Here is a 21,324-nt window from a genome sequence, read left to right on the forward strand (position 1 = left end):
AGTGAAACGATGCATCGCCGATGGTAGTGTGGGGTTTCCCCATGTGAGAGTAGGTCATCGTCAAGATTAAATTCCGAAACCCCAATTGCGAAAGCAGTTGGGGTTTTGTTTTGCCCGCAGGAAAGTTCTTACAGCCCGTAGGGCCTTCTTCCGGCTGTCACAACCTGCCGACAGTGCTAAGGTTCTGCCCTGGCTTTTGTTCTTTCCCAAGGAAGCTTTTATGCCGGACGCCCAGTCCCTCAACGCTGCATTCATGGTGGTTCAGAGCAATAGCCTGGATGAACTGCGCAGCCTGGTGGTCAGCATAATGCGGCGCTATCCACTGGCCCCCCTGGAAAACGAAATTGCTCTGGTTCAGAGCAACGGTATTGCCCAGTGGCTCAAATTGGCCTTGGCCGAAGATCCTGAAGACGATGACCTCGGCGGCTGCGGTATCGCCGCCGCGATTGATGTGCAATTGCCTGGCAGTTTCATGTGGCAGCTCTATCGCATGGTCTTGGGCCGAGATGAAATTCCAGCCAAATCCCTGCTTGATAAAGCTCCGCTGACCTGGCGGCTCATGCGCCTGCTACCTCAGGTCATCGACCGTCCGCATTTCGAACCACTGCAACGCTTTCTCACTCACGACACCGACTTGCGCAAGCGCTATCAGTTATCCGAGCGTCTGGCGGATCTCTTTGACCAGTACCAGGTATATAGAGCCGACTGGCTGGAGGATTGGGCTGAGGGACGGCATCAATTGCGCAACGTCAGAGGCGAAGTAAAACCACTGCCGCCTACCAGTTGCTGGCAAGCCGAGTTGTGGCGTGCGTTGCTGGATGACGTTGGAGAGTTGGGCATGGCTCAAAGTCGTGCCGGTGTTCATCAGCGATTTATCGAACGCATCAATACGATTGAAGAAGCCCCAAAAGGGATTCCTTCGCGAGTGATCGTTTTCGGGATTTCTTCCTTGCCAGCCCAAGTGCTTGAAGCACTGGCCGGGCTCGCACGTTTCAGTCAGGTTCTGCTGTGTGTACACAACCCATGTCGTCATCACTGGGCCGATATCGTCGCTGATAAGGACTTACTGCGTCATCAATACAAGCGCCAGTCCCGCAGGAGCGGTATGCCGGTGATCCTGGATCAGGAAATACTGCACCAACACGCCCACCCGCTTCTCGCAGCATGGGGCAAGCAAGGTCGTGACTACATCAACTTGCTCGACAGCTATGACGATCCGAATAGCTATCGCGCAGCTTTCCGCGACGGACGTATCGATCTGTTCAGTGAGACCCGGCCACAGAATCTGCTTAATCAACTACAGGACGACATCCTGGAACTGCGGCCACTCAATGAGACACGCGAGCACTGGCCTCCTGTTGAGCTGAACGAAGATCAGTCGATCCGTTTTCACATTGCCCACAGCGCCCAACGCGAAGTTGAAATCCTCCATGACCAGCTGTTGGCACGCTTCAGTGCCAACCCGGATTTACGGCCGCGCGATGTAATTGTGATGGTGCCGGACATCGACAGCTATGCCCCGCATATCCGTGCAGTGTTTGGTCAGCTTGATCGACATGACCCACGTTGCATCCCATTTACCCTGGCGGATCAGGGCCAGCGTGGTCGGGATCCATTGCTGATCGCCGTCGAGCATCTACTTAAACTGCCTGACAGCCGCTTTCCGGTGAGCGAAATTCTCGACCTGCTTGACGTTCCAGCATTACGTGCGCGTTTCGGTATGGAGGAGCGCGATTTACCGACGCTGCATCGCTGGATCGAAGGCGCCGGCGTGCGCTGGGGAATGAACGCTGAACAACGTGCCGGTCTAGGCTTGCCGGACGAACTGGAGCAGAACAGCTGGCATTTTGGCTTGCGCCGAATGTTGCTGGGCTATGCCGTTGGCAGCGCCAATGCCTGTGCGGGTATCGAACCCTACGACGAAATCGGCGGATTGGATGCTGCACTGATCGGGCCATTGGTTGCCTTGCTCGATGCACTGGAACTCGCTCATCAGGAACTCACGCAACCGGCTCAACCCAACGTGTGGGGTCATCGCTTGCAGGCGCTGATGCAGTTGTTCTTCAAGGCCAGCAACGAGCACGATGACTACCTGCTCACCCAGTTGGAAGAGCTTCGTGAAACCTGGCTGGAGACCTGCGAGGCTGTGGGCCTGAAAGATGAATTGCCGCTGACCGTGGTTCGCGAGGCCTGGCTCGCTGGACTGGATCAGGGCAGACTGTCCCAACGCTTTCTCGCCGGTGCAGTAAATTTTTGTACGTTGATGCCCATGCGTGCCATTCCCTTCAAACTCGTCTGTTTGCTGGGGATGAACGACGGCGATTACCCCCGCGCGCAACCGCCGCTCGATTTCGATCTTATGGGCAGCGATTACCGTCCGGGAGATCGTTCCCGGCGAGAGGATGATCGCTATCTTTTGCTCGAGGCGCTGCTGTCTGCCCGTCATCAGCTCTACATCAGTTGGGTCGGCCGCAGCATTCGTGACAACAGTGAGCGGCCGGCTTCGGTGCTGATCGGCCAGTTGCGCGATCACCTTGCCAGCGGTTGGCGATTAGTCGACGAACGTCAGGATTTATTGCACGCCATGACCGAGGAGCATCCTCTGCAACCGTTCAGTGCGCGCTATTTTCATGAGGGCGATCAACTGTTCAGCTATGCCAGCGAATGGCAGGTATTGCATCAACATCAGGCGCCCCAAAACGAGGTGGAGTTGCTCGCTCCGTTTGTTCAAGAAGAGCCGCTGAGCCTTGCCCTGCTGCAGGACTTCTTGCGTAACCCCGTCCGACACTTTTTCGCCCAGCGCCTCAAGGTGTATTTCGAAGCCGCCGAAGCGCCGCTCGCCGACGAAGAGCCTTTTGTCCTGGACGCTTTGCAGCGATATACACTCAGCGACAGCTTGCTCGAAGCTGCGCTCAGACAGCCGGATAATGTCGAGCAGGCGCTCGCGGTTCAAGCCCTGCGTTTGCAAAACAGCGGACTTCTACCCATGGCCGGTTTTGGTGAATGTCTGCAACGTGAGTTGATCGAGCCGTTACCCGATCTGTTGCAGCGCTATCAACAGTTACTGACGTTATGGCCGACACCGTTGACCAGTGCCATCCCGATCTCTATGGAGCTGCAGGGCTTACGCCTTGAAGGTTGGCTTTCGGGCTTGCATCAACGTGCCGACGGTGGCGTGTTGTCAGTCACGACCATCCCCAACAGCATCGGCTCGATCAAGAATCGCAAATGGCATCGACTGACCAAGCCTTGGGTTAATCACTTGGTCGCCTGCGCCAGCGGACTTCCGATGGCCACGGCGTTGGTGGCCAGCGATGACACCTTGCTGCTCGAACCGATGGAGCCAGACAGAGCTGTTCGTTTCCTTGGGGATCTTCTTCTCGCCTGGCAGGCTGGAATGCGGCAACCACTGCCGATCGCGGTAAAGACCGCATTCGCCTGGTTATCACAGACTGATCCGCTCAAGGCTGAAGCCGCGGCGCGTAAAGCCTATGAGGGTGATGGCCAAACCAGTGAGGGCGAGCGCCGCGAAAGCCCGGCGCTGTCACGGCAATATGCCGACTTTGAGGCCTTACTCGCAGACGAGACGTTCTCCGGTTGGTGCGATACCTTGTATCGTCCTTTGCTTGAAGCGCCCTGGCGTTCGTTGTCCAGCGAAGGAGCTCGGTCATGAGCAAGAAAATACCGCTGGCTCTGGCATTCCCATTACGTGGTAGCCAGTTGATCGAAGCCAGTGCCGGCACCGGTAAAACCTTCACTATTTCTGCGCTGTATCTGCGTCTGATTCTGGGCCATGGCGGCGAATCGAATGGTTTTGCCCGAGAACTGTTGCCACCGCAGATTCTTGTGGTGACGTTCACCGATGCTGCCACGAAAGAGTTGCGCGAGCGAATTCGCACTCGCCTTGCCGAGGCCGCGCGCTTCTTCAGAGACGAGATACCCGCTCCTGACGGATTGATCGCGCAGCTGCGCGAACAATTCGAATCTCAGCAATGGCCCGGTTGCGCCAACCGTCTCGATATCGCCGCGCAATGGATGGACGAAGCGGCGGTTTCCACCATTCACAGTTGGTGTCAGCGCATGTTGCGCGAGCACGCTTTCGACAGCGGCAGCCTGTTCACTCAGTCGCTGGAGACTGATCACAGCGATTTGCTCGGGGAAGTGCTGCGCGATTACTGGCGACTGTTCTGTTATCCGATGCAGGGCGATGCCTTGAATTGGGTTCGCAGCAATTGGGGCGGGCCTGCTGCGTTGTTGCCTCGGGTGCGTGGCCTGTTCGCCAGTGAACGCGACAGCGACGAAGGCAAGCCCCCGGCGGAGCTGATCGACGAGTGTCTGCAAGAGCGCCGTGCAGCGCTGATCGAACTGAAAATGCCTTGGCGTCAGTGGGCCGACGAGTTACTCGCCATCTGTCATCAGGGCGTCGCGAGCAAAACCGTCGACGGTCGCAAGATGCAGGCGCGCTACTTTGAACCGTGGTTCGAGAAGCTCAAAGCCTGGGCCGAGGACGAGTGCCTCGAGCAGCTCGACATCGGCACCGGATTCACTCGACTGACGCCCGACGGTATGGCTGAGGCCTGGAAAGGCCAGGTCCCACGTCATCCCGGGCTGGATGCCATGTCGAGCCTCAAATCGAGTCTCGATGCTTTGCCGACCCCCGACGCCGCCGTTCTGCAACATGCCGCCAAATGGGTAGGTGCGCGTTTTGAGGAAGAGAAGCGTCGCCGCGCCGAAATGGGCTTTGACGACATGCTATTGCGCCTGGATGCAGCCCTGCAATCTGACGGGGGCGAGCGCCTCGCGACGTTGATCCGCGAACAGTTCCCGGTCGCGTTGATCGACGAATTCCAGGACACCGATCCGGTGCAGTACCGAATCTTCGAGAGCATTTACCGCATCGAAGAAAACAATCCGGATACCGGTCTGTTTCTGATCGGCGACCCCAAGCAGGCGATCTACGCGTTCCGCGGTGCGGACATCTACACCTATCTGCGCGCCCGGCAAGCCACGACAGGCCGACTGCATACATTGGGCACCAACTTCCGTTCAAGCCATGGCATGGTGGACGCGGTCAACCACATATTCGAACGCGCCGAATCCCGAGAGCAGGGACGCGGCGCGTTTTTGTTCCGGGAGAAAAACGGTGAGAACCCGGTGCCGTTTCAACCTGTCGACGCGCAGGGCCGTAAAGAAACACTGCAGATTGCCGGGCAAGACGTTGCGGCGCTGAATGTCTGGCTATTGTCTTCCGATCAGCCCCTTTCTGGCGTGGTCTATCGTCAGCAGTTGGCATCGGCATGTGCCAGTGAAATCACCGCGTTGCTCAATGGGGGGCAAGCAGGTGTTGCTGGATTCGTACAAGAGGGTAAAGACTTCAGAGGTCTGCGCCCTTCTGACATCGCGATCCTGGTGCGTGACGGTAAAGAGGCCCAGGCTGTGCGCGGCGAACTCGCTGCCCGTGGCGTGCGCAGCGTGTATTTGTCGGACAAGGATTCGGTATTCGCCGCGCAAGAAGCTCACGACCTGCTGTCCTGGCTTAAGGCTTGCGCCGAACCGGATGTCGAGCGCTCGCTCAAGGCTGCGCTGGCCTGCATCACCCTGAACCTGCCATTGGCGGAGCTGGAGCGTCTGAATCAGGACGAACTGGTGTGGGAAGCTCGCGTCATGCAGTTCCGTGGCTACCGTGAGCTGTGGCGCAAACAAGGCGTCCTGCCGATGTTGCGACGCCTGCTGCACGATTTTCATTTGCCGCAAACCCTGATGACCCGCAGTGACGGTGAGCGCGTGCTGACCAACCTTCTGCACCTGTCCGAGCTGATGCAGCAAGCCGCTGCGGAGCTGGATGGTGAGCAAGCGTTGATCCGCCACTTGGCCGAGCTTCTGGCGTTGTCCGGTCAGGCCGGTGAAGAGCAGATTCTGCGTTTGGAAAGTGATGAGCAACTGGTCAAAGTCGTGACCATTCACAAGTCCAAAGGCCTTGAGTATCCCTTGGTATTTCTGCCCTTCATCTGTTCGGCCAAACCAGTGGATGGCAGCCGGTTGCCGCTGCATTACCACGATGCATCGGGCAAGGCTCAAGTGAGTCTGAGGCCGACGGCCGAATTGATTGCGCAAGCGGACGACGAACGTCTGGCCGAGGATCTGCGCTTGCTCTACGTGGCCCTGACCCGTGCGCAGCATGCTTGTTGGCTGGGAGTAACGGATCTCAAACGCGGCAATAACAACAGCTCGGTGCTGCACCTTTCGGCGCTGGGTTACTTGCTGGGTGGCGGAGCATCTCTGGGGGAGTCCAGTGCGCTGAATCGCTGGCTGCAAGACCTGCAACGCGACTGCCCGGCAATCAGCACGGGTGAAATGCCCCAGGCCGCCGACGAGCATTACCTGCCTCCACGCAATGACGCTGTGCTCTGTGCCACGCTATCGCCCAAGCGCAAGGCCAGTGAAAACTGGTGGATTGCGTCCTACAGTGCATTGCGCATCAGCGACATTTTGAGTGTGGGCAGTGATGAAGCGCCTGACAGTCCTCAAGCACAAAAGTTGTTTGATGATGAACGCCTTGATCCCGATGCTCCGCGAGACATCATTGCCGGCGGTGCGGATATTCATCGTTTCCCTCGTGGTCCCAACCCGGGAACGTTCCTTCACGGTCTGCTGGAGTGGGCAGGTGAAGACAGTTTTGCCGTTTCCCGCGAGGCGCTGGAGGATGCGATTGCCCGTCGCTGCAACCTTCGTGGATGGGAAGGCTGGATCACCACCCTGAGTGACTGGCTGCAACATCTGCTCAAATCCCCGTTGCCAATCGCTGACGGGCAGCCTCCCGTCATTCTTGAGCAATTGAAGCAGTACCGCGTCGAGATGGAGTTCTGGTTCGCCAGCCATAAAGTCGACGTAGTCAAACTCGACGAACTGGTGCGTCAGTACACCCACAATGGCGTGGCACGGGTGGCGGCAGAGCCGGTGCAGCTCAATGGCATGTTCAAAGGATTCATCGACCTGACCTTTGAACACGATGGTCGTTATTACGTGGCCGACTACAAATCCAACTGGCTGGGCGTTGATGAACTGGCCTACACCGCGCAGGCCATGGAGCAGTCGATCCTCGACAACCGCTACGACCTGCAATACGTGTTGTACCTGTTGGCGTTACATCGTCAGCTCAAGGCTCGCTTGCCAGATTACGATTACGACCGGCATCTCGGCGGTGCGCTGTATCTGTTTCTGCGCGGGACTCGCGCAGACAGTCGCGGTGTATATTTTGCCCGTCCGCCCCGTGAATTGATTGAGCGCCTCGACCGGATGTTCCAAGGCAAACCCGAACCCAAGGCCGAGCCCGCATGGGAACAGGGAGTCCTGCTATGAGTCGCACCTTCGACGATCTGCTGCCGACCCCGTTGACAGCCGACAGCCTGTCCTCGCTCTCGCCTCTGACCCGTGCTGAAGACTTGCTGTTGCTGCTCAATCGTTGGGTTGAGCGAGGTTGGTTGCGTGCGCTCGACAAGGCGTTCGTGGCATTTCTTCACGAGCTTGAGCCGGATACCGATCCACTGGTATTGCTCGCTGCGGCACTGACCAGCCATCAGCTCGGGCATGGCCATGTGTGTCTGGATTTGTTTGAAACCCTTAAAGCCCCGGATTTTGCCCTGTCGCTCCCGCCCGAAGGCGATGTGCAAGGGGGTGTGCTGTTATTGCCCTCGCAACTGCTTGAAACGCTCGATGGCGCCCATTGGTGCAAGGTTCTGGCGGGCAGTCCCTTGGTCGCCCTGGCGGCGGATAGCCGTGATGCGGCGCAGCAGCGGCCGTTGGTCTTGTCATCAAAGCGGTTGTACCTGCGACGCTATTGGGCTTACGAGCGCCGTATCGATTCGGCGCTACGCCAACGTCTCGCCCAAGTTGAGGCGACGCCGGGTGATCTGCCGCAGCGACTGGATGAACTGTTCGGCTCAGCCAAGCCTGGCGAGGTGGTCGACTGGCAGAAACTCGCCTGTGCTCTTGCCACGCGGGGTGCCTTCAGCATTATCACGGGCGGTCCCGGCACCGGTAAAACCACCACCGTGGTGCGTTTGCTCGCGCTGCTTCAGGCGCCGGCGGTCGAGGCAGGCCTACCACTGCGCATTCGTCTGGCAGCACCGACTGGCAAAGCGGCTGCGCGGTTGACCGAGTCGATCAGTCAGCAAGTGCAAACGCTGACAGTCGCCGAAAACGTGCGGGCCAAGATCCCCTGCGACGTCACCACGGTGCATCGCTTGCTCGGCAGCCGTCCCGGCACCCGGCACTTCCGGCACCATGCCGGTAACCGCTTGCCATTGGATGTGCTGGTGGTCGACGAAGCGTCGATGATTGATCTGGAAATGATGGCCAATCTGCTCGACGCGTTACCGCCGCATGCGCGTTTGGTGTTACTGGGCGACAAGGATCAACTGGCCTCCGTGGAGGCCGGTGCGGTGCTGGGGGATCTGTGCCGTGATGCCGAAGACGGTTGGTACAGCCCGCAGACCCGGCAGTGGCTGGAGTCGGTCAGCGGCGAATCCCTGGCGGCCGGCGGTTTGCATGAAGACCTCGACGGTTCCCATCCATTGGCTCAGCAAGTGGTCATGTTGCGTCACTCGCGGCGCTTCGGCGAGGGCAGCGGCATCGGCCAGCTCGCGCGACGGGTCAATCAGCAGTTACCGGAGGAGGCGCGGCAGTTGCTGGCGACGGGGCACTATGACGATGTGTTTTCGTTGCTGCTCAAGGGCGAGCACGATCACAAACTGGAGCGCCTGCTGCTCGAAGGCCATGGCGATGGCCCGCAAGGTTATCGGCATTATCTGAGTGTGCTGCGCAATCAGCGTCCACCTCTGGGCAGGCCGCTCGAGCATCCGGACTGGATCAGTTGGGCCCGTGAAGTCTTACAAGCGTTCGACACCTTTCAGTTGTTGTGCGCGGTGCGCAAAGGGCCATGGGGTGTTGAAGGCCTCAACCAACGCATCACCGCCGCGCTGCTCAAGGCACGTCTGATCGAGAACGACCAGCAATGGTACGAAGGCCGCCCGGTACTGATGACCCGTAACGACTACGGTCTTGGTTTGATGAACGGTGACATTGGCATCGCCCTCAAACTGCCGGAACGCGAAGGGCCTGACGCTGGAAAGCCGGTATTGCGCGTAGCCTTCCCGCGTAATGACGGTCAGGGCGGGGTACGTTTCGTGTTGCCGAGTCGGCTCAATGACGTCGAAACCGTTTACGCCATGACCGTGCACAAATCCCAGGGCTCGGAGTTCGCCCACACGGCGCTGATTCTGCCGGATGCCTTGAATCCCGTGTTGACCAAGGAATTGATCTACACCGGTATTACCCGGGCCAAGCACTGGTTCACACTGATCGAACCGCGCACCGGTGTATTTGAAGAGGCGGTACAGCGCAAGGTCAAGCGTCTGAGCGGGCTCATGCTGGAACTGGAGGAGGGTGCCGAGCCTCTTTGAAGGTAAACGCAAAGATTTTCGGTAATTTCTGACCAGTCAGTCAGGGGTCGCTGTTTCGCTGGTGATTCACCGCTGTGCTATCGTTGCGGCATCATTTCGTTACGATCGAAGAGAATACCTGCATGAAGGTGGCTTTCTGGGCGACAGAGCGCGTGGTTCGCTGCAAGCACGTAGTGCTTGTCGGTCTGCTCTGGTTGTTGGCGGGTGTGGCTGTCGCGCAACCGCAAACGCCGACGGGCATGGCTGAGCAGCGTGCCCGTTCTGTCACCAAGGTCGTTCTTGGCATCCTCAGCTACGCACGCTGGCCAGTGGAACCTGCGCAGTTGCACCTGTGCATCGTCGGCCCCACCGAATACACCGATGACCTGGTCAAAGGCACCACTCAAGCCACCGGCAGGCCGGTCATTGTGCGTCGCCTGCTGGCCGACAACCCAGCCATCGTCAGCGAATGCGATGCGGTGTACATCGGCAAACTGACCGCAGATGAACGCAGTCGCCTGTTCACTTCACTGATTGGCCATCCGGTGTTGAGCATCAGCGAAGGCGACGATCAGTGCACGGTCGGCAGCCTGTTCTGCCTGCGGGTGGGCGACGATCAGGTGGCCTTCGAAGTCAATCTCGACTCCGTTGCGCGTAGCGGCGTGCGCATTCATCCAAGCGTGTTGCAACTGTCCCGTCGTAAACCGGCGGCGCCATGAAACGGTTCAGTTCCAAAGTTCGTCCCACTCTGGGCTCGGTCATCGGTCGCGGGCATTTGATTGTGGCGCTGGTGGCTGTGGCAATGGCCAGTGTTTCGCTGACCCTGCTGGGCGTTCTGGCGCTGCGGGTCTATGCGGATCACAACTTGCACCTGATTGCGCGCTCGATCAGTTACACCGTCGAAGCGGCGGTGGTGTTTAACGACAAGGCTGCGGCCACCGAAGCGTTGGCATTGATTGCCTCCACCGAGGAGGTCGCCGATGCCCAGGTGCTCGATGCTCAAGGCCAACTGATAGCGCGCTGGCAGCGACCGGAGAACGGCTTGATCTCCGAACTGGAAATGCAGACCGCCCGCGCCATCCTGGAGAAACCGATCAGCCTGCCGATCCTCCATCAGGATCGTGAAATTGGACGCATCCTGCTCACGGGGCATGGCGGCAGTCTGATGCGCTTTCTGCTGAGCGGTCTGGCGGGGATCCTTCTCTGTACCGCGATCAGTGCCTGGGTGGCGCTCTATCTGGCGCGTCGGCAGTTGCGTGGCATTATCGGCCCGCTGCACAGCCTCGCTACGGTGGCCCACGCCGCCCGCAGTGAGCGAGCACTGGACCGTCGCGTGCCGCCGGCGCAGATCGCCGAGCTCGACAACCTCGGCAACGACTTCAATGCCTTGCTCGACGAGCTCGAATCCTGGCAAAGCCATCTGCAAAGCGAAAACGAAACCCTTGCCCACCAAGCCAGCCACGACAGCCTGACCGGGTTGCCTAACCGGGCATTTTTCGAGGGCCGCTTGATCCGTGCCCTGCGCACCGCCAGCAAGCTCAACGAGCGGGTGGCGGTGTTGTTTCTTGACAGTGATCGCTTCAAAGGGATCAACGACAGTTTCGGCCATGCCGCCGGCGACGCGGTGTTGGTGGCCATCGCCAATCGTGTCCGTGCGCAATTGCGTGAGGAGGATCTGGTGGCGCGACTGGGCGGTGATGAGTTCGCCGTGTTGCTCACGCCGCTGCACAAAGTCGAAGATGCCGAGCGCATTGCCGACAAGATTCTCACCAGCATGGACATGCCCATCGCGCTGCCCGGCGACAGCAGTGTCGTGACTTCGCTCAGCATCGGCATCGCGGTTTATCCCGATCATGGCGTCACGCCGGGTGCTTTGCTCGATGCTGCCGACGCGGCAATGTATCAAGCCAAGCGCTTGTCTCGCGGCGCTCAATTCACCGCTGGGTCGGAGCACCCGGTCGATTCCGTTCAAACCAGGAGCTGACTCTCGTGTTCACACTTTCAATTCGCATTATTTCTGCCCTGCTGTTGTTGGCCTCACTGGCCCTGACCGGTTGCCAGACTGCCCCGCAAAAGGGGCTGACCCCGGCACAAGTCGCAGTGCTTAAACAACAAGGCTTCGAGCTGACCGACGAAGGCTGGGAGTTTGGTCTGTCCGGTAAGGTGTTGTTTGGCAGCGATGTTGAAAGCCTGAACACACAAAGCACCGAGATCGTCGAGCACATCGGCAAAGCATTGATGGGTGTCGGCATCGAGCGCGTGCGGGTCGATGGTCACACCGATGCTTCAGGCCAGGAAAATTACAATCAGCAACTCTCGCTACGCCGCGCCAAGAGTGTTGCCAAAGTGCTCGCCACAGTCGGCATGAAGCAAGAGAACATTCAATTGCAAGGCCTGGGCAGCAGCGAGCCAGTGGCGTCCAACGACACCGCGGCGGGCCGTACGGAAAACCGTCGGGTGTCGATTGTGGTCAGCGCTGATTAATCGGCAAACCGCATCTCCCGAGTCTGCCCTATCAACAGACCCTGATTACGCTCGGTCACCTCACGGATGTAATCCCACAACAGGGTGATCCGCTTCAACTTGCGCAAGTCCTCACGGCAGTACATCCAGAACTTCAAGGAACTCAGGTTAACCCAATGATTATGGGGGGGATCCGCCATGAGCATCCTTGAAGTTCGACCTGCTGTTACAAACACCGTTACAACCCTCGCTGTTCCTTCGAAGCCAACCATTAGGATTGCTAAGCCCTATCACTACAGACGCAACGGTATTTACTACATGCATCTCAGGGCTACGGGTAGCATCACTGAGGCTGCTGCGGTTTCTCTTCAGACCAGTAACAGGCGGGACGCATTGGACGCCTCAGAGCAGCTCGCTGGATTCGTCAGGGCCTTTCATCTGGAGAACCCCGAGGCGCCGTGGAGCAAGCTGAAAGAACACTTCCGTGCTGTCTCGGTGGAACTGTTTGAGTCAGGACGTGATGGTAACGTCACGCAGGTGTGGGGCGATTTGCACGATAGTAATGCTGGACCTGTTGGCGGTTCGACCAGGTCCGTGAAGTCCGTAGAGAACGTTCCCGTGTCCCTTTCTGTACTGTCGCCAGCGATGACGTTTGAGATTCTCTCGGCGCTCTACTTGGCTGACCGTGGGCAAGACCAAAAAACCTCAACCCTGAAGGAAACCAAGATTTGCCATGGAACAATCGCGTCGGCTCTTGGAGAACTGGACATGCAGACTCACTCACGGGCGGATCTCGTAGCACTGCGTGAGCACCGTGTTAAGCAGCTCGGATGGGGCGCCGGATATCCAGCAAACTTATTTTTTCAGGCTGCTACACAAGCGACCCCACCCTATAGCTATTTCCAAAAATCGGCGGGGCCAGGAACTGGCTGGATCGAGTGATGTAGCGATCTTTATCGCTCGCTCACACCTTCAGTTTAACCGCCGTGCAGGATGACAGTCCTTTGGTGTGGGCGGGTCTTGATTACAGCACTACATCTTTGTCTTTCAACGCTATTTCTATCACCTGCTCTGGGGATAGTTGCTGTGGATAATCTGCTTCATCGAAGTATTCGTCTGGCCAGAAGATCAGATCGGATATGCGTGCATTGGGTATGTTGATTGCCAACATGCTCAACCAGAACTCGACTTCATGGTCATCGCCATCACCCTCCATAACCCTTCGAGCCAGCTCAACCAACTCTTGCTTGGTCACGTCGGTCACGCGCCGCTCATACGGTGTTGCTAAGACCTTGCGAACCCATGTGTCGTGAGATTGCCCACCATAGATTCCCTGAAAGTCGATGAACTCAAGTGCGGTCATTGCTTCCCGATTGAATGCTGCCACCTGACTCTGGGTGTGTTCTTCGTGCCCGCAATCAATTTCTTCGGAAAGTTTCGTCAGTCGAGCAACCAAAGACTCGTCCAGCAACGGAGGCATTAAATCAGGGCGAAGCTCCATATTTTCTTTCACACTCCATTGATTATTCTTTGAATCCCGGCAAGCCTTGAGCGGCGCAGGTCAGCTCAAATTACAGGTGAGCTGGAAGATAAAACCCGGGTCGAAAATTCGCCTGCCTGCTAAAGCCTCAATGGCTGCGAGCTATGCGACGCTAAGGTTATAACCCTCATCTCCGCGTTGAGGTGAAGACCAGTTCATGATTTTAGCTAACTGAACATCACACCCGTTCGGAAGGTCGATCTCAAAAGCTAAAAATTCGGTTTCTTTGTCAAAAGCTTCAACGGTGTATTTCACGGTTCGACCTCGCGAGTCTTATTTGCGTCTTTAGTTTGCTGTCCAGTCTCGGGATCAAACTCCCCGAGGTGCTTGCCGCGTTTGTTGTACATCTCAACAGCACCATGCTGGCTATCCCACTCGAGAATACTGCCATCCCTAGTTTTCCACCGTTTGCGCAGCCCCCCGCTGATCATGGGAAGCTCCTCTCCGAAGTGGCGGTTTTCCAGCTTATCGACATCGTGGACTTTCCCACCCTTGGCTACTTCGTCTGCATGGTGCAGCTCGAATGATCCACGCTTTCCCCGCTCTATCCCTATAGCGTGCCTTTGGTTCTTGCTTGCCTGTTCGCACGAGAGGACTGGCAATCGAAAATTTTCAGCCTCGTACACCAATAAAAAGATCTAATTCAGTTGGCAATTGCTCATTCATTGCAGTTGAAATTTGCCGGACTTGCTCAGGCGTTAGTAGAAGCTCGCCATCACATTCAGCCGCAAGACTTTGCCATCCGAGAATACCCATTACCGCTTTTTCAAATTCAGGCAGAACTGTTAAAGAGTACTTCAACGAGTCGTCTTCGTTATCTTCGTCCAAAAAACCGCTGATCCATAAATGCATGGTTTTTTCTCTCTATTTAGGGGTGGTTCTTCCGGGTTTTGCTGCCTTGGTTTGCTCGCCTGTTTCCGCGTCGAACTCCCCCAAGTGCTTGCCCTGCTTGTCGTACATTTCAACTGCTCCGTGCTGGCTGTCCCATTCGTAAATTCGGCCCTTACTGTCCTTCCAGCGAGCGCGTTTTTTGCCACCGCCTTGAACAGAGCTTTTGCTTCTCGTGCTTACTGCGTCGGGAAATGCTGCCAGCCCGTCAGCGGGGGCCGGGTGATAGCTATGGTCACCTGATACGCTCAGCGAAATGTAAATCGGCTGAATATCGGCGTTAGGAAATGTGATGATTGCATCTTGGTAGTCTGGTGGATGCACCGGATTGACCAATATCTTATTGGCCTGTTCGGTCGGCGGATAAACCCACACTGGTGGCAATTGCGGAGCACCTTCCAGTGCAGGAATGCCCAGTACGCCATCTGGGTTTACCGCTGGCGTCCAAGTGAGCCCAATCCCGTTGCCGATGTCAGCAACATATGTCTCACCGACTTTATCGCCCTTGATGACAGGGACATTCTCCCAGTCCGTTTTACCGCCCGTGTAGAAGCCGTAGGCGTTAACGGAGCCATCCGGCAAAGTCTTCACGTTGACGCGTACACGGGTGCGGCCAGTTTCAAGCGTTGCGTATTGATCGTTGTTGTAGAAGGCGCTATCAGGTGAAATGCTGGTGTTCGGGATCAGCATCCCAACCGTACCTGTTACAAAGCCAGCAGCAACAACACCTGATCCTTTCAGCAGGCCCAGTGATAGCGACCCGCCAAGACGTTTAGCAATTGCACTGCCAGTAGCAGACCCGCCCACCAGTTGGAGTGGGGTGCCTTGGGCGGTAATCGCTGCCCCGGTTCCAAGCACAGCCCACAGTCCGTAGTCGGCCAGTTTCTCAACAGGCACAAACCCGGATGGGTTCTTGTGGTCGATCACACCATCAGGGAGGTTGCAGCTCTTGGCAAACACACAGCCCATTGTGTCGGGCTTGTCTTCTGGTTTTGGTGATAGGTCTTTGTATTCCGCCCAACGCTGGGCATGGATATCGACAGGCTCAACACCGCTGTAGCGGTAGCCCTTTGGCGGGTTGGGTACATAGCCAGACATGCCGCTTCCTTTCGTCCTTGGGGAGTTCCAGCCTGTAGCTGGGCAGCATCGACGTTGCGGGAAGCTCATGCAATGGCTGTAGGACAAATCCCAAAAGCCGTGCTGAAAGTTCCCTATGTTCCATGTCAATTGCTGGAGGTGCGGAGGATAAATGGTTGGGAAAGGACTTTGAATGGTGGCAGTTTGCCGTAGCGCTTTCATCGCAATCTTCGACAATGCAGCCGCCATGACAGCGTTAAATTCGAACAATCAAGATATGGGCTTCGATGCGCTTTCAAAGTTACAAGTCGTGTACCAACCCCTGTTACAAAACGGTTGAAAAGGGCGTGCTGACCTCGCTACGATCCGGCCACCTGATTCCTTGAAAGCCTGTCAGTCAGCAAACCGCATCTCCCGAGTCTGCCCCATCAACAGACCCTGATTACGCTCGGTCACCTCACGGATGTAATCCCACAACAGGGTGATCCGCTTCAACTTGCGCAGGTCCTCACGGCAGTACATCCAGAACTGTCGGGTGATGTCGATTTCCTCCGGCAACACTGGCAGCAGGCGCGGGTCCTGTGCGGCGAGGAAGCACGGCAGAATTGCCAGTGAGCGCCCCTGCTGCGCTGCGACGTATTGCGCGATCACGCTGGTGCTGCGCAGGTTTGCGCTGGCGCCTGGCAGCACGTTCGCCAGGTACAACAGCTCCGAGCTGAACGCCAGATCATCCACATAACTGATGAATTGATGCTTACTCAGATCGGCCGAGCGGCGGATGGGTGGGTGTTGGTCCAGATAGTCCTGTGTTGCGTACAACTGCAAGCGGTAGTCGCAGAGTTTGCAGCACACGTATGGCCCGTGTTCCGGGCGTTCCAGGGCAATGACAATGTCGGCTTCGCGTTTGGACAGGCTGATGAAGTGCGGCAGGGGCAGGATGTCCACCGAGATCGCCGGGTAGGCGTCGACGAAGTGGCTCAACTGCGGCGTGATGAAAAAGCTGCCAAACCCTTCGGTGCAGCCCATCCGCACATGCCCGGACAGCGCCACGCCGGAGCCTGACACCTGCTCGCAGGCCATGTGCAATGTGCTTTCAATCGACTCGGCATAGCCGAGCAAACGCTGGCCTTCGGTGGTCAGGACAAAGCCGCTGGTGCGTGACTTTTCGAACAGCAGCGTACCGAGCGCCGCCTCCAGCGAACTGATCCGCCGCGACACCGTGGTGTAGTCGACGGCGAGCCGTTTGGCGGCGGTGCTGGCCTTGCGGGTGCGGGCGACTTCGAGGAAAAACTTGAGGTCGTCCCAGTTCAGTGAACCTAGTGAGGTGATGTTTTTTTGCATGATGGACGGGCTTATATGTGCGTTCTTATTAGAAGTTTGCACATCTATACTCCAAAAACCGTCCGACAACCAATTCGTGACACACGCCTCATCTCAAGGCGAACCCTTCGCCTTGGCTCCTACGATAAGAACAAGTTCTGGAGACCAGCATGAACGCATCGCTTACGCCCAACGACACCACGCTGCAGAAGGTCAAGCTGCTGATTGACGGCGAGTGGGTCGAGTCGCAGTCCACCGAATGGCACGACATCGTCAATCCGGCGACCCAGCAAGTGCTGGCCAAAGTTCCGTTCGCCACCGCCGCTGAAGTCGACGCCGCTGTCAGCGCCGCGCAACGCGCCTTCCAGACCTGGAAGCTGACCCCGATCGGCGCGCGTATGCGCATCATGCTCAAGCTGCAAGCGCTGATCCGCGAGCATTCCAAGCGCATTGCCTTGGTGCTGAGCGCCGAGCAGGGCAAAACCATTGCCGACGCCGAGGGCGATATTTTCCGTGGCCTGGAAGTGGTCGAGCACGCTTGCTCAATCGGCACGCTGCAAATGGGCGAATTCGCCGAGAACGTTGCCGGTGGCGTTGATACTTACACCCTGCGTCAGCCGATCGGCGTTTGCGCCGGCATCACGCCGTTCAACTTTCCGGCGATGATTCCGTTGTGGATGTTCCCGATGGCCATCGCCTGCGGCAACACCTTCGTGCTCAAGCCTTCGGAGCAGGATCCGCTGTCGACCCTGCTGCTGGTGGAATTGGCGATTGAGGCCGGTGTCCCGGCAGGCGTGCTCAACGTGGTGCATGGCGGTAAAGACGTGGTTGATGGCCTGTGCACGCACAAAGACATCAAAGCCGTGTCCTTCGTCGGTTCGACCGCTGTTGGCACTCACGTTTACGACTTGGCCGGCAAACATGGCAAACGCGTGCAGTCGATGATGGGCGCGAAGAACCACGCCGTGGTGTTGCCCGATGCGAATCGCGAGCAGGCCCTCAATGCACTGGTCGGTGCCGGTTTTGGCGCAGCCGGGCAACGTTGCATGGCGACTTCGGTGGTCGTGCTGGTGGGTGCGGCCAGACAATGGCTGCCGGATCTCAAAGCCCTGGCGCAGAAGCTCAAGGTCAACGCCGGCAGCGAGCCGGGCACCGATGTCGGCCCGGTGATCTCGAAGAAAGCCAAGGCGCGGATCCTCGACCTGATCGAAAGCGGCATCAAGGAGGGCGCCAAGCTTGAGCTGGACGGTCGCGATATCAGCGTGCCGGGTTACGAGCAAGGCAACTTCGTCGGCCCGACCCTGTTCTCCGGGGTGACCACCGACATGCAGATCTACACCCAGGAAATCTTCGGCCCAGTGCTGGTGGTGCTGGAAGTCGACACCCTCGACCAGGCCATCGCGCTGGTCAACGCCAACCCGTTCGGCAACGGCACGGGCCTGTTCACCCAGAGTGGTGCGGCGGCGCGCAAGTTCCAGACGGAAATCGACGTCGGTCAGGTCGGCATCAACATCCCGATTCCGGTGCCGGTGCCGTTCTTCAGCTTCACCGGTTCCCGTGGTTCGAAACTCGGCGACCTCGGCCCGTATGGCAAGCAAGTGGTGCAGTTCTACACGCAGACCAAAACGGTCACGGCGCGCTGGTTCGATGACGACAGCGTCAATGACGGCGTGAACACCACCATCAACCTGCGCTGAGGAACGAGCCATGAAAATCGCATTTATCGGTCTGGGCAACATGGGCGCACCGATGGCGCGCAACCTGATCAAGGCCGGCCATTCACTGAGTCTGGTCGATCTGAACAAAACCGTGCTGGCAGAACTGGAACAACTGGGCGGCACCATTCGTGCCTCGGCGCGCGAAGCCGCTGAAGATGCAGAACTGGTGATCACCATGCTCCCGGCGGCAGTGCATGTGCGCAGTGTCTGGTTGGGAGAGGACGGCGTGTTGGCCGGTATCGGCAAAGGCGTGCCGGCAGTGGATTGCAGCACCATCGATCCGCAGACCGCTCGCGATGTGGCGGCGGCCGCTGCCAAGCAAGGTGTGGCCATGGCGGACGCACCGGTTTCCGGCGGCACGGGCGGCGCCACCGCCGGGACGTTGACTTTCATGGTCGGTGCAACGCCGGAACTGTTTGCGACTTTGCAACCGGTGCTGGCGCAGATGGGCCGCAACATCGTGCATTGCGGTGAAGTCGGCACCGGGCAGATCGCCAAGATCTGCAACAACCTGCTGCTGGCGATCTCGATGGTTGGCGTCAGTGAAGCCATGGCATTGGGCGATGCACTGGGGATCGACACCTCGGTGCTGGCCGGGATCATCAACAGTTCGACTGGTCGCTGCTGGAGTTCGGAAATGTATAACCCGTGGCCTGGCATCGTCGAAACGGCACCGGCCTCGCGCGGTTATACCGGCGGCTTCGGTGCCGAACTGATGCTCAAGGATCTGGGGCTGGCGACTGAAGCTGCGCGTCAGGCACACCAACCGGTGGTGCTCGGCGCGGTGGCGCAGCAGTTGTATCAAGCGATGAGCCAGCGGGGGGACGGCGGGAAAGACTTCTCGGCGATCATCAACAGCTATCGCAAACCGCAATAGCAATCGCCGCCGATGTAGGGGCAATCAACGTGCAGTCAGTGTTGCCGGGAAATCACGTCGGGTGATTTCCCGGTTTTTTTTCATCAGGCGAACACGAAATATTTGCGCACGGTCTCGACCACTTCCCAAGTGCCTTTCATGCCCGGTTCAACCACGAAAATATCGCCGGCGCGCAGATGAATCGGCGCCATGCCGTCCGGGGTGATCACGCAGTAGCCTTCCTGAAAATGGCAGTACTCCCACTTCACGTATTCAACGCGCCACTTGCCCGGCGTGCAGATCCAGGTGCCCATGATCTTGCTGCCGTCTTCGCTGGTGTAAGCATTGAGGTTGACGGTGTGCGGGTCGCCTTCGAGTTTTTCCCATTTGCAGGCGTCGAGTACCGGCAGCGGGTGGGTGTCGCGCAGAACGGTGATAGGGGCGGTCGCGGTCATGAGGACTCCGGGCGGTGGACATGAGGAATGAAGTCGCACCCTATAGCGCCGGCTCGCCGCTCAGTTGTCTGTGCTCGACATCGAGCTGCTCAGAAACGCGCCAACACTTACAGATTTTCCAGCGGGCATTGCTCTCGGGCCTGTTGCAGGTTCGCGTCAAATGCCACCAACTGCGCGTGCTGTCGAGAAAGTTTGGCGATCTGGTCGCTGATCTCGCGTTTTTTGTCTTCGATGGCCTGCTGTGCCAAAGCCCAAGGCATCGACTCACCGTGATGGCCTGCGAAAATTTTCTGCAGCTCCATAAGTTTGAAGCCCATCTCCTTCGCACACTTTATAAAACCCAGCAGTTCGACGCTTTGCTGATCGTAGACGCGATATTTGCCCTGTCGTCGAGGTGGGGGCAGCAATCCAATAGCCTCGTAATGGCGGATGGTTTTGACCGTGGAGCTGGCGCGTTGAGCGGCTTCGCTGATGTACATGAACAGTCCTTTTTACCTTGGCTTTGCCTCAGTGATTATCGCCAGACTCAACGACTGACGATAGCCTGCGCCTGTAGCAACCACGCCTGTCGCTGCTGAGCGCTTGAGCCCAGCACCGGGCCGAACGTGAGCGTGCGCAGTGGTTTTATTCCGCAGAACGCTAGGGTGCTCTTGCGTACTTCATGCAAGGCGGGCATGCGATAGACCCAGCGGTAATACCAGGGCGGCGTGTCCATGGTCACCAGCAAATCCGCGGTGCGGCCTTTCAGCAATTTGTCTGGGAACGCTTTGCCTTTGCGGTATTTGAAGGCGAAACCCGGCAACAACACCCGATCAAAAAAACCTTTGAGCAGCGCCGGTATGCCGCCCCACCAGATCGGGTAAACCAGCGTCAGATGCTCGGCCCAGAGGATGTCGGACTGTGCCGCACTCAAGTCATCTTCCAGCGCTTGAATCTGTTGATAGCCCTGGCGTAACACCGGATCGAAGTTCATTTCACCAAGTCGCAACTGGCGAACTTCGTGTCCGGCATCGAGTGCCGATTGTGCATAACTTTCGGCGAGTGCGGCGCACAAGCTGTTCGCCGAAGGATGCCCGAGAATCAACAGAATACGTTTGCCCATCGTCATCGTCCTTGCTGATGAAAAAGCCAAGGATGAAGTCTGCCCCTTAGGGGAGAGTCAAGGCGCGCAGCAAGGCGTTGGCGTAATTGGGCCGGGCGCTGAACTCCCGGGCGCGCACCATCAAGCGGCGCCGCGCCCACTTGCTGATCAGCGGTTAGCCGATGCTTCGCTGAGCATGTCGATCAGACGGATATCGAAATCGCGCTCCAGATAGTCCATGCGCTCGGCGTAAAACGTCTTCATGTGCGGCAGCGTCGAATGCACATCGAGATGCGCCTGGGACTCCCAGACCTCGTAAAAGATGAACAGCGTCGGATCTTCTTTGTCGCGCAGCATGTGGTATTCGATGCAGCCCGGCTCAGCGCGGCTTGGCTCGACGTAGGCGCGAAACAGCGTTTCGAAAGCCTCGGCTTTCTCTGGGCGGGTCTTGGCGTGCAGGATGAAACCCCGGCGTTCACTCATCAG

At 57.9% G+C, this 21,324-nt stretch carries 18 protein-coding genes and 2 pseudogenes; 9 read left to right on the forward strand and 11 right to left on the reverse strand.

Going from position 1 to position 21,324, the window contains the following annotated elements; genetic code table 11:
- Positions 1-220 precede the first annotated feature (220 nt).
- From recC to AACY02_RS24385, 6 genes are all read left to right on the forward strand, one after another.
- Positions 221-3,673 (forward strand): exodeoxyribonuclease V subunit gamma, encoded by a 3,453-nt coding sequence (gene recC / locus AACY02_RS24360; protein WP_339434126.1) that lies wholly within the window; start codon positions 221-223, stop codon positions 3,671-3,673.
- Entirely contained in the window at positions 3,670-7,359 is a 3,690-nt protein-coding gene (gene recB, locus AACY02_RS24365) for an exodeoxyribonuclease V subunit beta (RefSeq protein ID WP_339434127.1), read from the forward strand. Before recC ends, recB begins: the two co-directional genes overlap by 4 nt.
- Positions 7,356-9,461: an exodeoxyribonuclease V subunit alpha gene (gene recD / locus AACY02_RS24370; RefSeq protein ID WP_339434128.1), complete on the forward strand. Its 2,106-nt coding sequence runs from the start codon at positions 7,356-7,358 to the stop codon at positions 9,459-9,461. The genes recB and recD overlap by 4 nt, the downstream gene beginning before the upstream one ends.
- Positions 9,462-9,583: 122 nt before the next feature.
- Positions 9,584-10,159, forward strand: a complete 576-nt coding sequence (locus AACY02_RS24375) for a YfiR family protein (RefSeq protein ID WP_221730501.1) — start codon at positions 9,584-9,586, stop codon at positions 10,157-10,159.
- On the forward strand, positions 10,156-11,424 hold the full coding sequence (locus AACY02_RS24380; RefSeq protein ID WP_339434129.1) for a diguanylate cyclase domain-containing protein: 1,269 nt from the start codon (positions 10,156-10,158) through the stop codon (positions 11,422-11,424). The genes AACY02_RS24375 and AACY02_RS24380 overlap by 4 nt, the downstream gene beginning before the upstream one ends.
- 5 nt (positions 11,425-11,429) lie before the next feature.
- Positions 11,430-11,924: an OmpA family protein gene (locus AACY02_RS24385; RefSeq protein ID WP_339434130.1), complete on the forward strand. Its 495-nt coding sequence runs from the start codon at positions 11,430-11,432 to the stop codon at positions 11,922-11,924.
- Here AACY02_RS24385 and AACY02_RS24390 read toward each other — a convergent pair.
- Positions 11,921-12,058, reverse strand: a pseudogene (locus AACY02_RS24390) (LysR family transcriptional regulator); the annotation flags it as partial. The gene AACY02_RS24385 and the pseudogene AACY02_RS24390 sit on opposite strands and share 4 nt — an antisense overlap.
- A gap of 43 nt (positions 12,059-12,101) precedes the next feature.
- Here AACY02_RS24390 and AACY02_RS24395 point away from each other — a divergent pair.
- Positions 12,102-12,845, forward strand: coding sequence for a hypothetical protein (locus AACY02_RS24395; RefSeq protein ID WP_339434131.1), 744 nt, complete (start codon positions 12,102-12,104; stop codon positions 12,843-12,845).
- 82 nt (positions 12,846-12,927) lie between these two features.
- Here AACY02_RS24395 and AACY02_RS24400 read toward each other — a convergent pair whose 3' ends face one another.
- The 6 genes and pseudogenes from AACY02_RS24400 to AACY02_RS24420 form a co-directional block, all read right to left on the reverse strand.
- Entirely contained in the window at positions 12,928-13,404 is a 477-nt protein-coding gene (locus AACY02_RS24400; protein ID WP_339434132.1) for a hypothetical protein, read from the reverse strand.
- 141 nt (positions 13,405-13,545) lie between these two features.
- Positions 13,546-13,698, reverse strand: a complete 153-nt coding sequence (locus tag AACY02_RS26110; RefSeq protein ID WP_445261496.1) for a DUF7683 domain-containing protein — start codon at positions 13,696-13,698, stop codon at positions 13,546-13,548.
- Positions 13,695-13,865: pseudogene (locus AACY02_RS24405) on the reverse strand (colicin E3/pyocin S6 family cytotoxin); the annotation flags it as partial. The pseudogene AACY02_RS24405 and the gene AACY02_RS26110, both read right to left, overlap by 4 nt.
- A 190-nt stretch (positions 13,866-14,055) precedes the next feature.
- Positions 14,056-14,295, reverse strand: coding sequence for a pyocin S6 family toxin immunity protein (locus AACY02_RS24410; protein WP_339434133.1), 240 nt, complete (start codon positions 14,293-14,295; stop codon positions 14,056-14,058).
- 12 nt (positions 14,296-14,307) lie between these two features.
- On the reverse strand, positions 14,308-15,429 hold the full coding sequence (locus tag AACY02_RS24415; protein ID WP_339434134.1) for a colicin E3/pyocin S6 family cytotoxin: 1,122 nt from the start codon (positions 15,427-15,429) through the stop codon (positions 14,308-14,310).
- A 372-nt stretch (positions 15,430-15,801) separates the two neighbouring features.
- Positions 15,802-16,749, reverse strand: a complete 948-nt coding sequence (locus AACY02_RS24420; protein ID WP_339434135.1) for a LysR family transcriptional regulator — start codon at positions 16,747-16,749, stop codon at positions 15,802-15,804.
- 149 nt (positions 16,750-16,898) lie between these two features.
- Here AACY02_RS24420 and AACY02_RS24425 point away from each other — a divergent pair, with 149 nt between their 5' ends.
- A complete protein-coding gene (locus AACY02_RS24425; protein ID WP_339434136.1) occupies positions 16,899-18,425 on the forward strand; it encodes a CoA-acylating methylmalonate-semialdehyde dehydrogenase in 1,527 nt (508 codons plus the stop codon).
- Positions 18,426-18,435: 10 nt separating this feature from the next.
- Positions 18,436-19,323, forward strand: a complete 888-nt coding sequence (mmsB, locus tag AACY02_RS24430) for a 3-hydroxyisobutyrate dehydrogenase (protein ID WP_339434137.1) — start codon at positions 18,436-18,438, stop codon at positions 19,321-19,323.
- An 83-nt stretch (positions 19,324-19,406) separates the two neighbouring features.
- Here the strand turns inward: mmsB and AACY02_RS24435 are convergent, their stop codons facing one another.
- The 4 genes from AACY02_RS24435 to AACY02_RS24450 all read right to left on the reverse strand — a co-directional run bounded on the left by AACY02_RS24435 (position 19,407) and on the right by AACY02_RS24450 (position 21,321).
- Entirely contained in the window at positions 19,407-19,757 is a 351-nt protein-coding gene (locus AACY02_RS24435) for a cupin domain-containing protein (protein WP_122589396.1), read from the reverse strand.
- Between the two features lie 107 nt (positions 19,758-19,864).
- The gene (locus AACY02_RS24440) at positions 19,865-20,236 is read right to left on the reverse strand and encodes a MerR family transcriptional regulator (protein WP_221730505.1); all 372 of its coding nucleotides are present in this window, start codon (positions 20,234-20,236) and stop codon (positions 19,865-19,867) included.
- 47 nt (positions 20,237-20,283) lie between these two features.
- Complete coding sequence (locus tag AACY02_RS24445; RefSeq protein ID WP_339434138.1) at positions 20,284-20,859, reverse strand: NAD(P)H-dependent oxidoreductase; 576 nt, start codon at positions 20,857-20,859, stop codon at positions 20,284-20,286.
- A gap of 147 nt (positions 20,860-21,006) precedes the next feature.
- Complete coding sequence (locus AACY02_RS24450; protein WP_339434139.1) at positions 21,007-21,321, reverse strand: putative quinol monooxygenase; 315 nt, start codon at positions 21,319-21,321, stop codon at positions 21,007-21,009.
- Positions 21,322-21,324: the final 3 nt, after the last annotated feature.

The organism is Pseudomonas sp. EA_65y_Pfl2_P78, assembly GCF_963970495.1.
In the GTDB taxonomy this organism is placed as follows: Bacteria; Pseudomonadota; Gammaproteobacteria; order Pseudomonadales; family Pseudomonadaceae; genus Aquipseudomonas; species Aquipseudomonas baetica_A.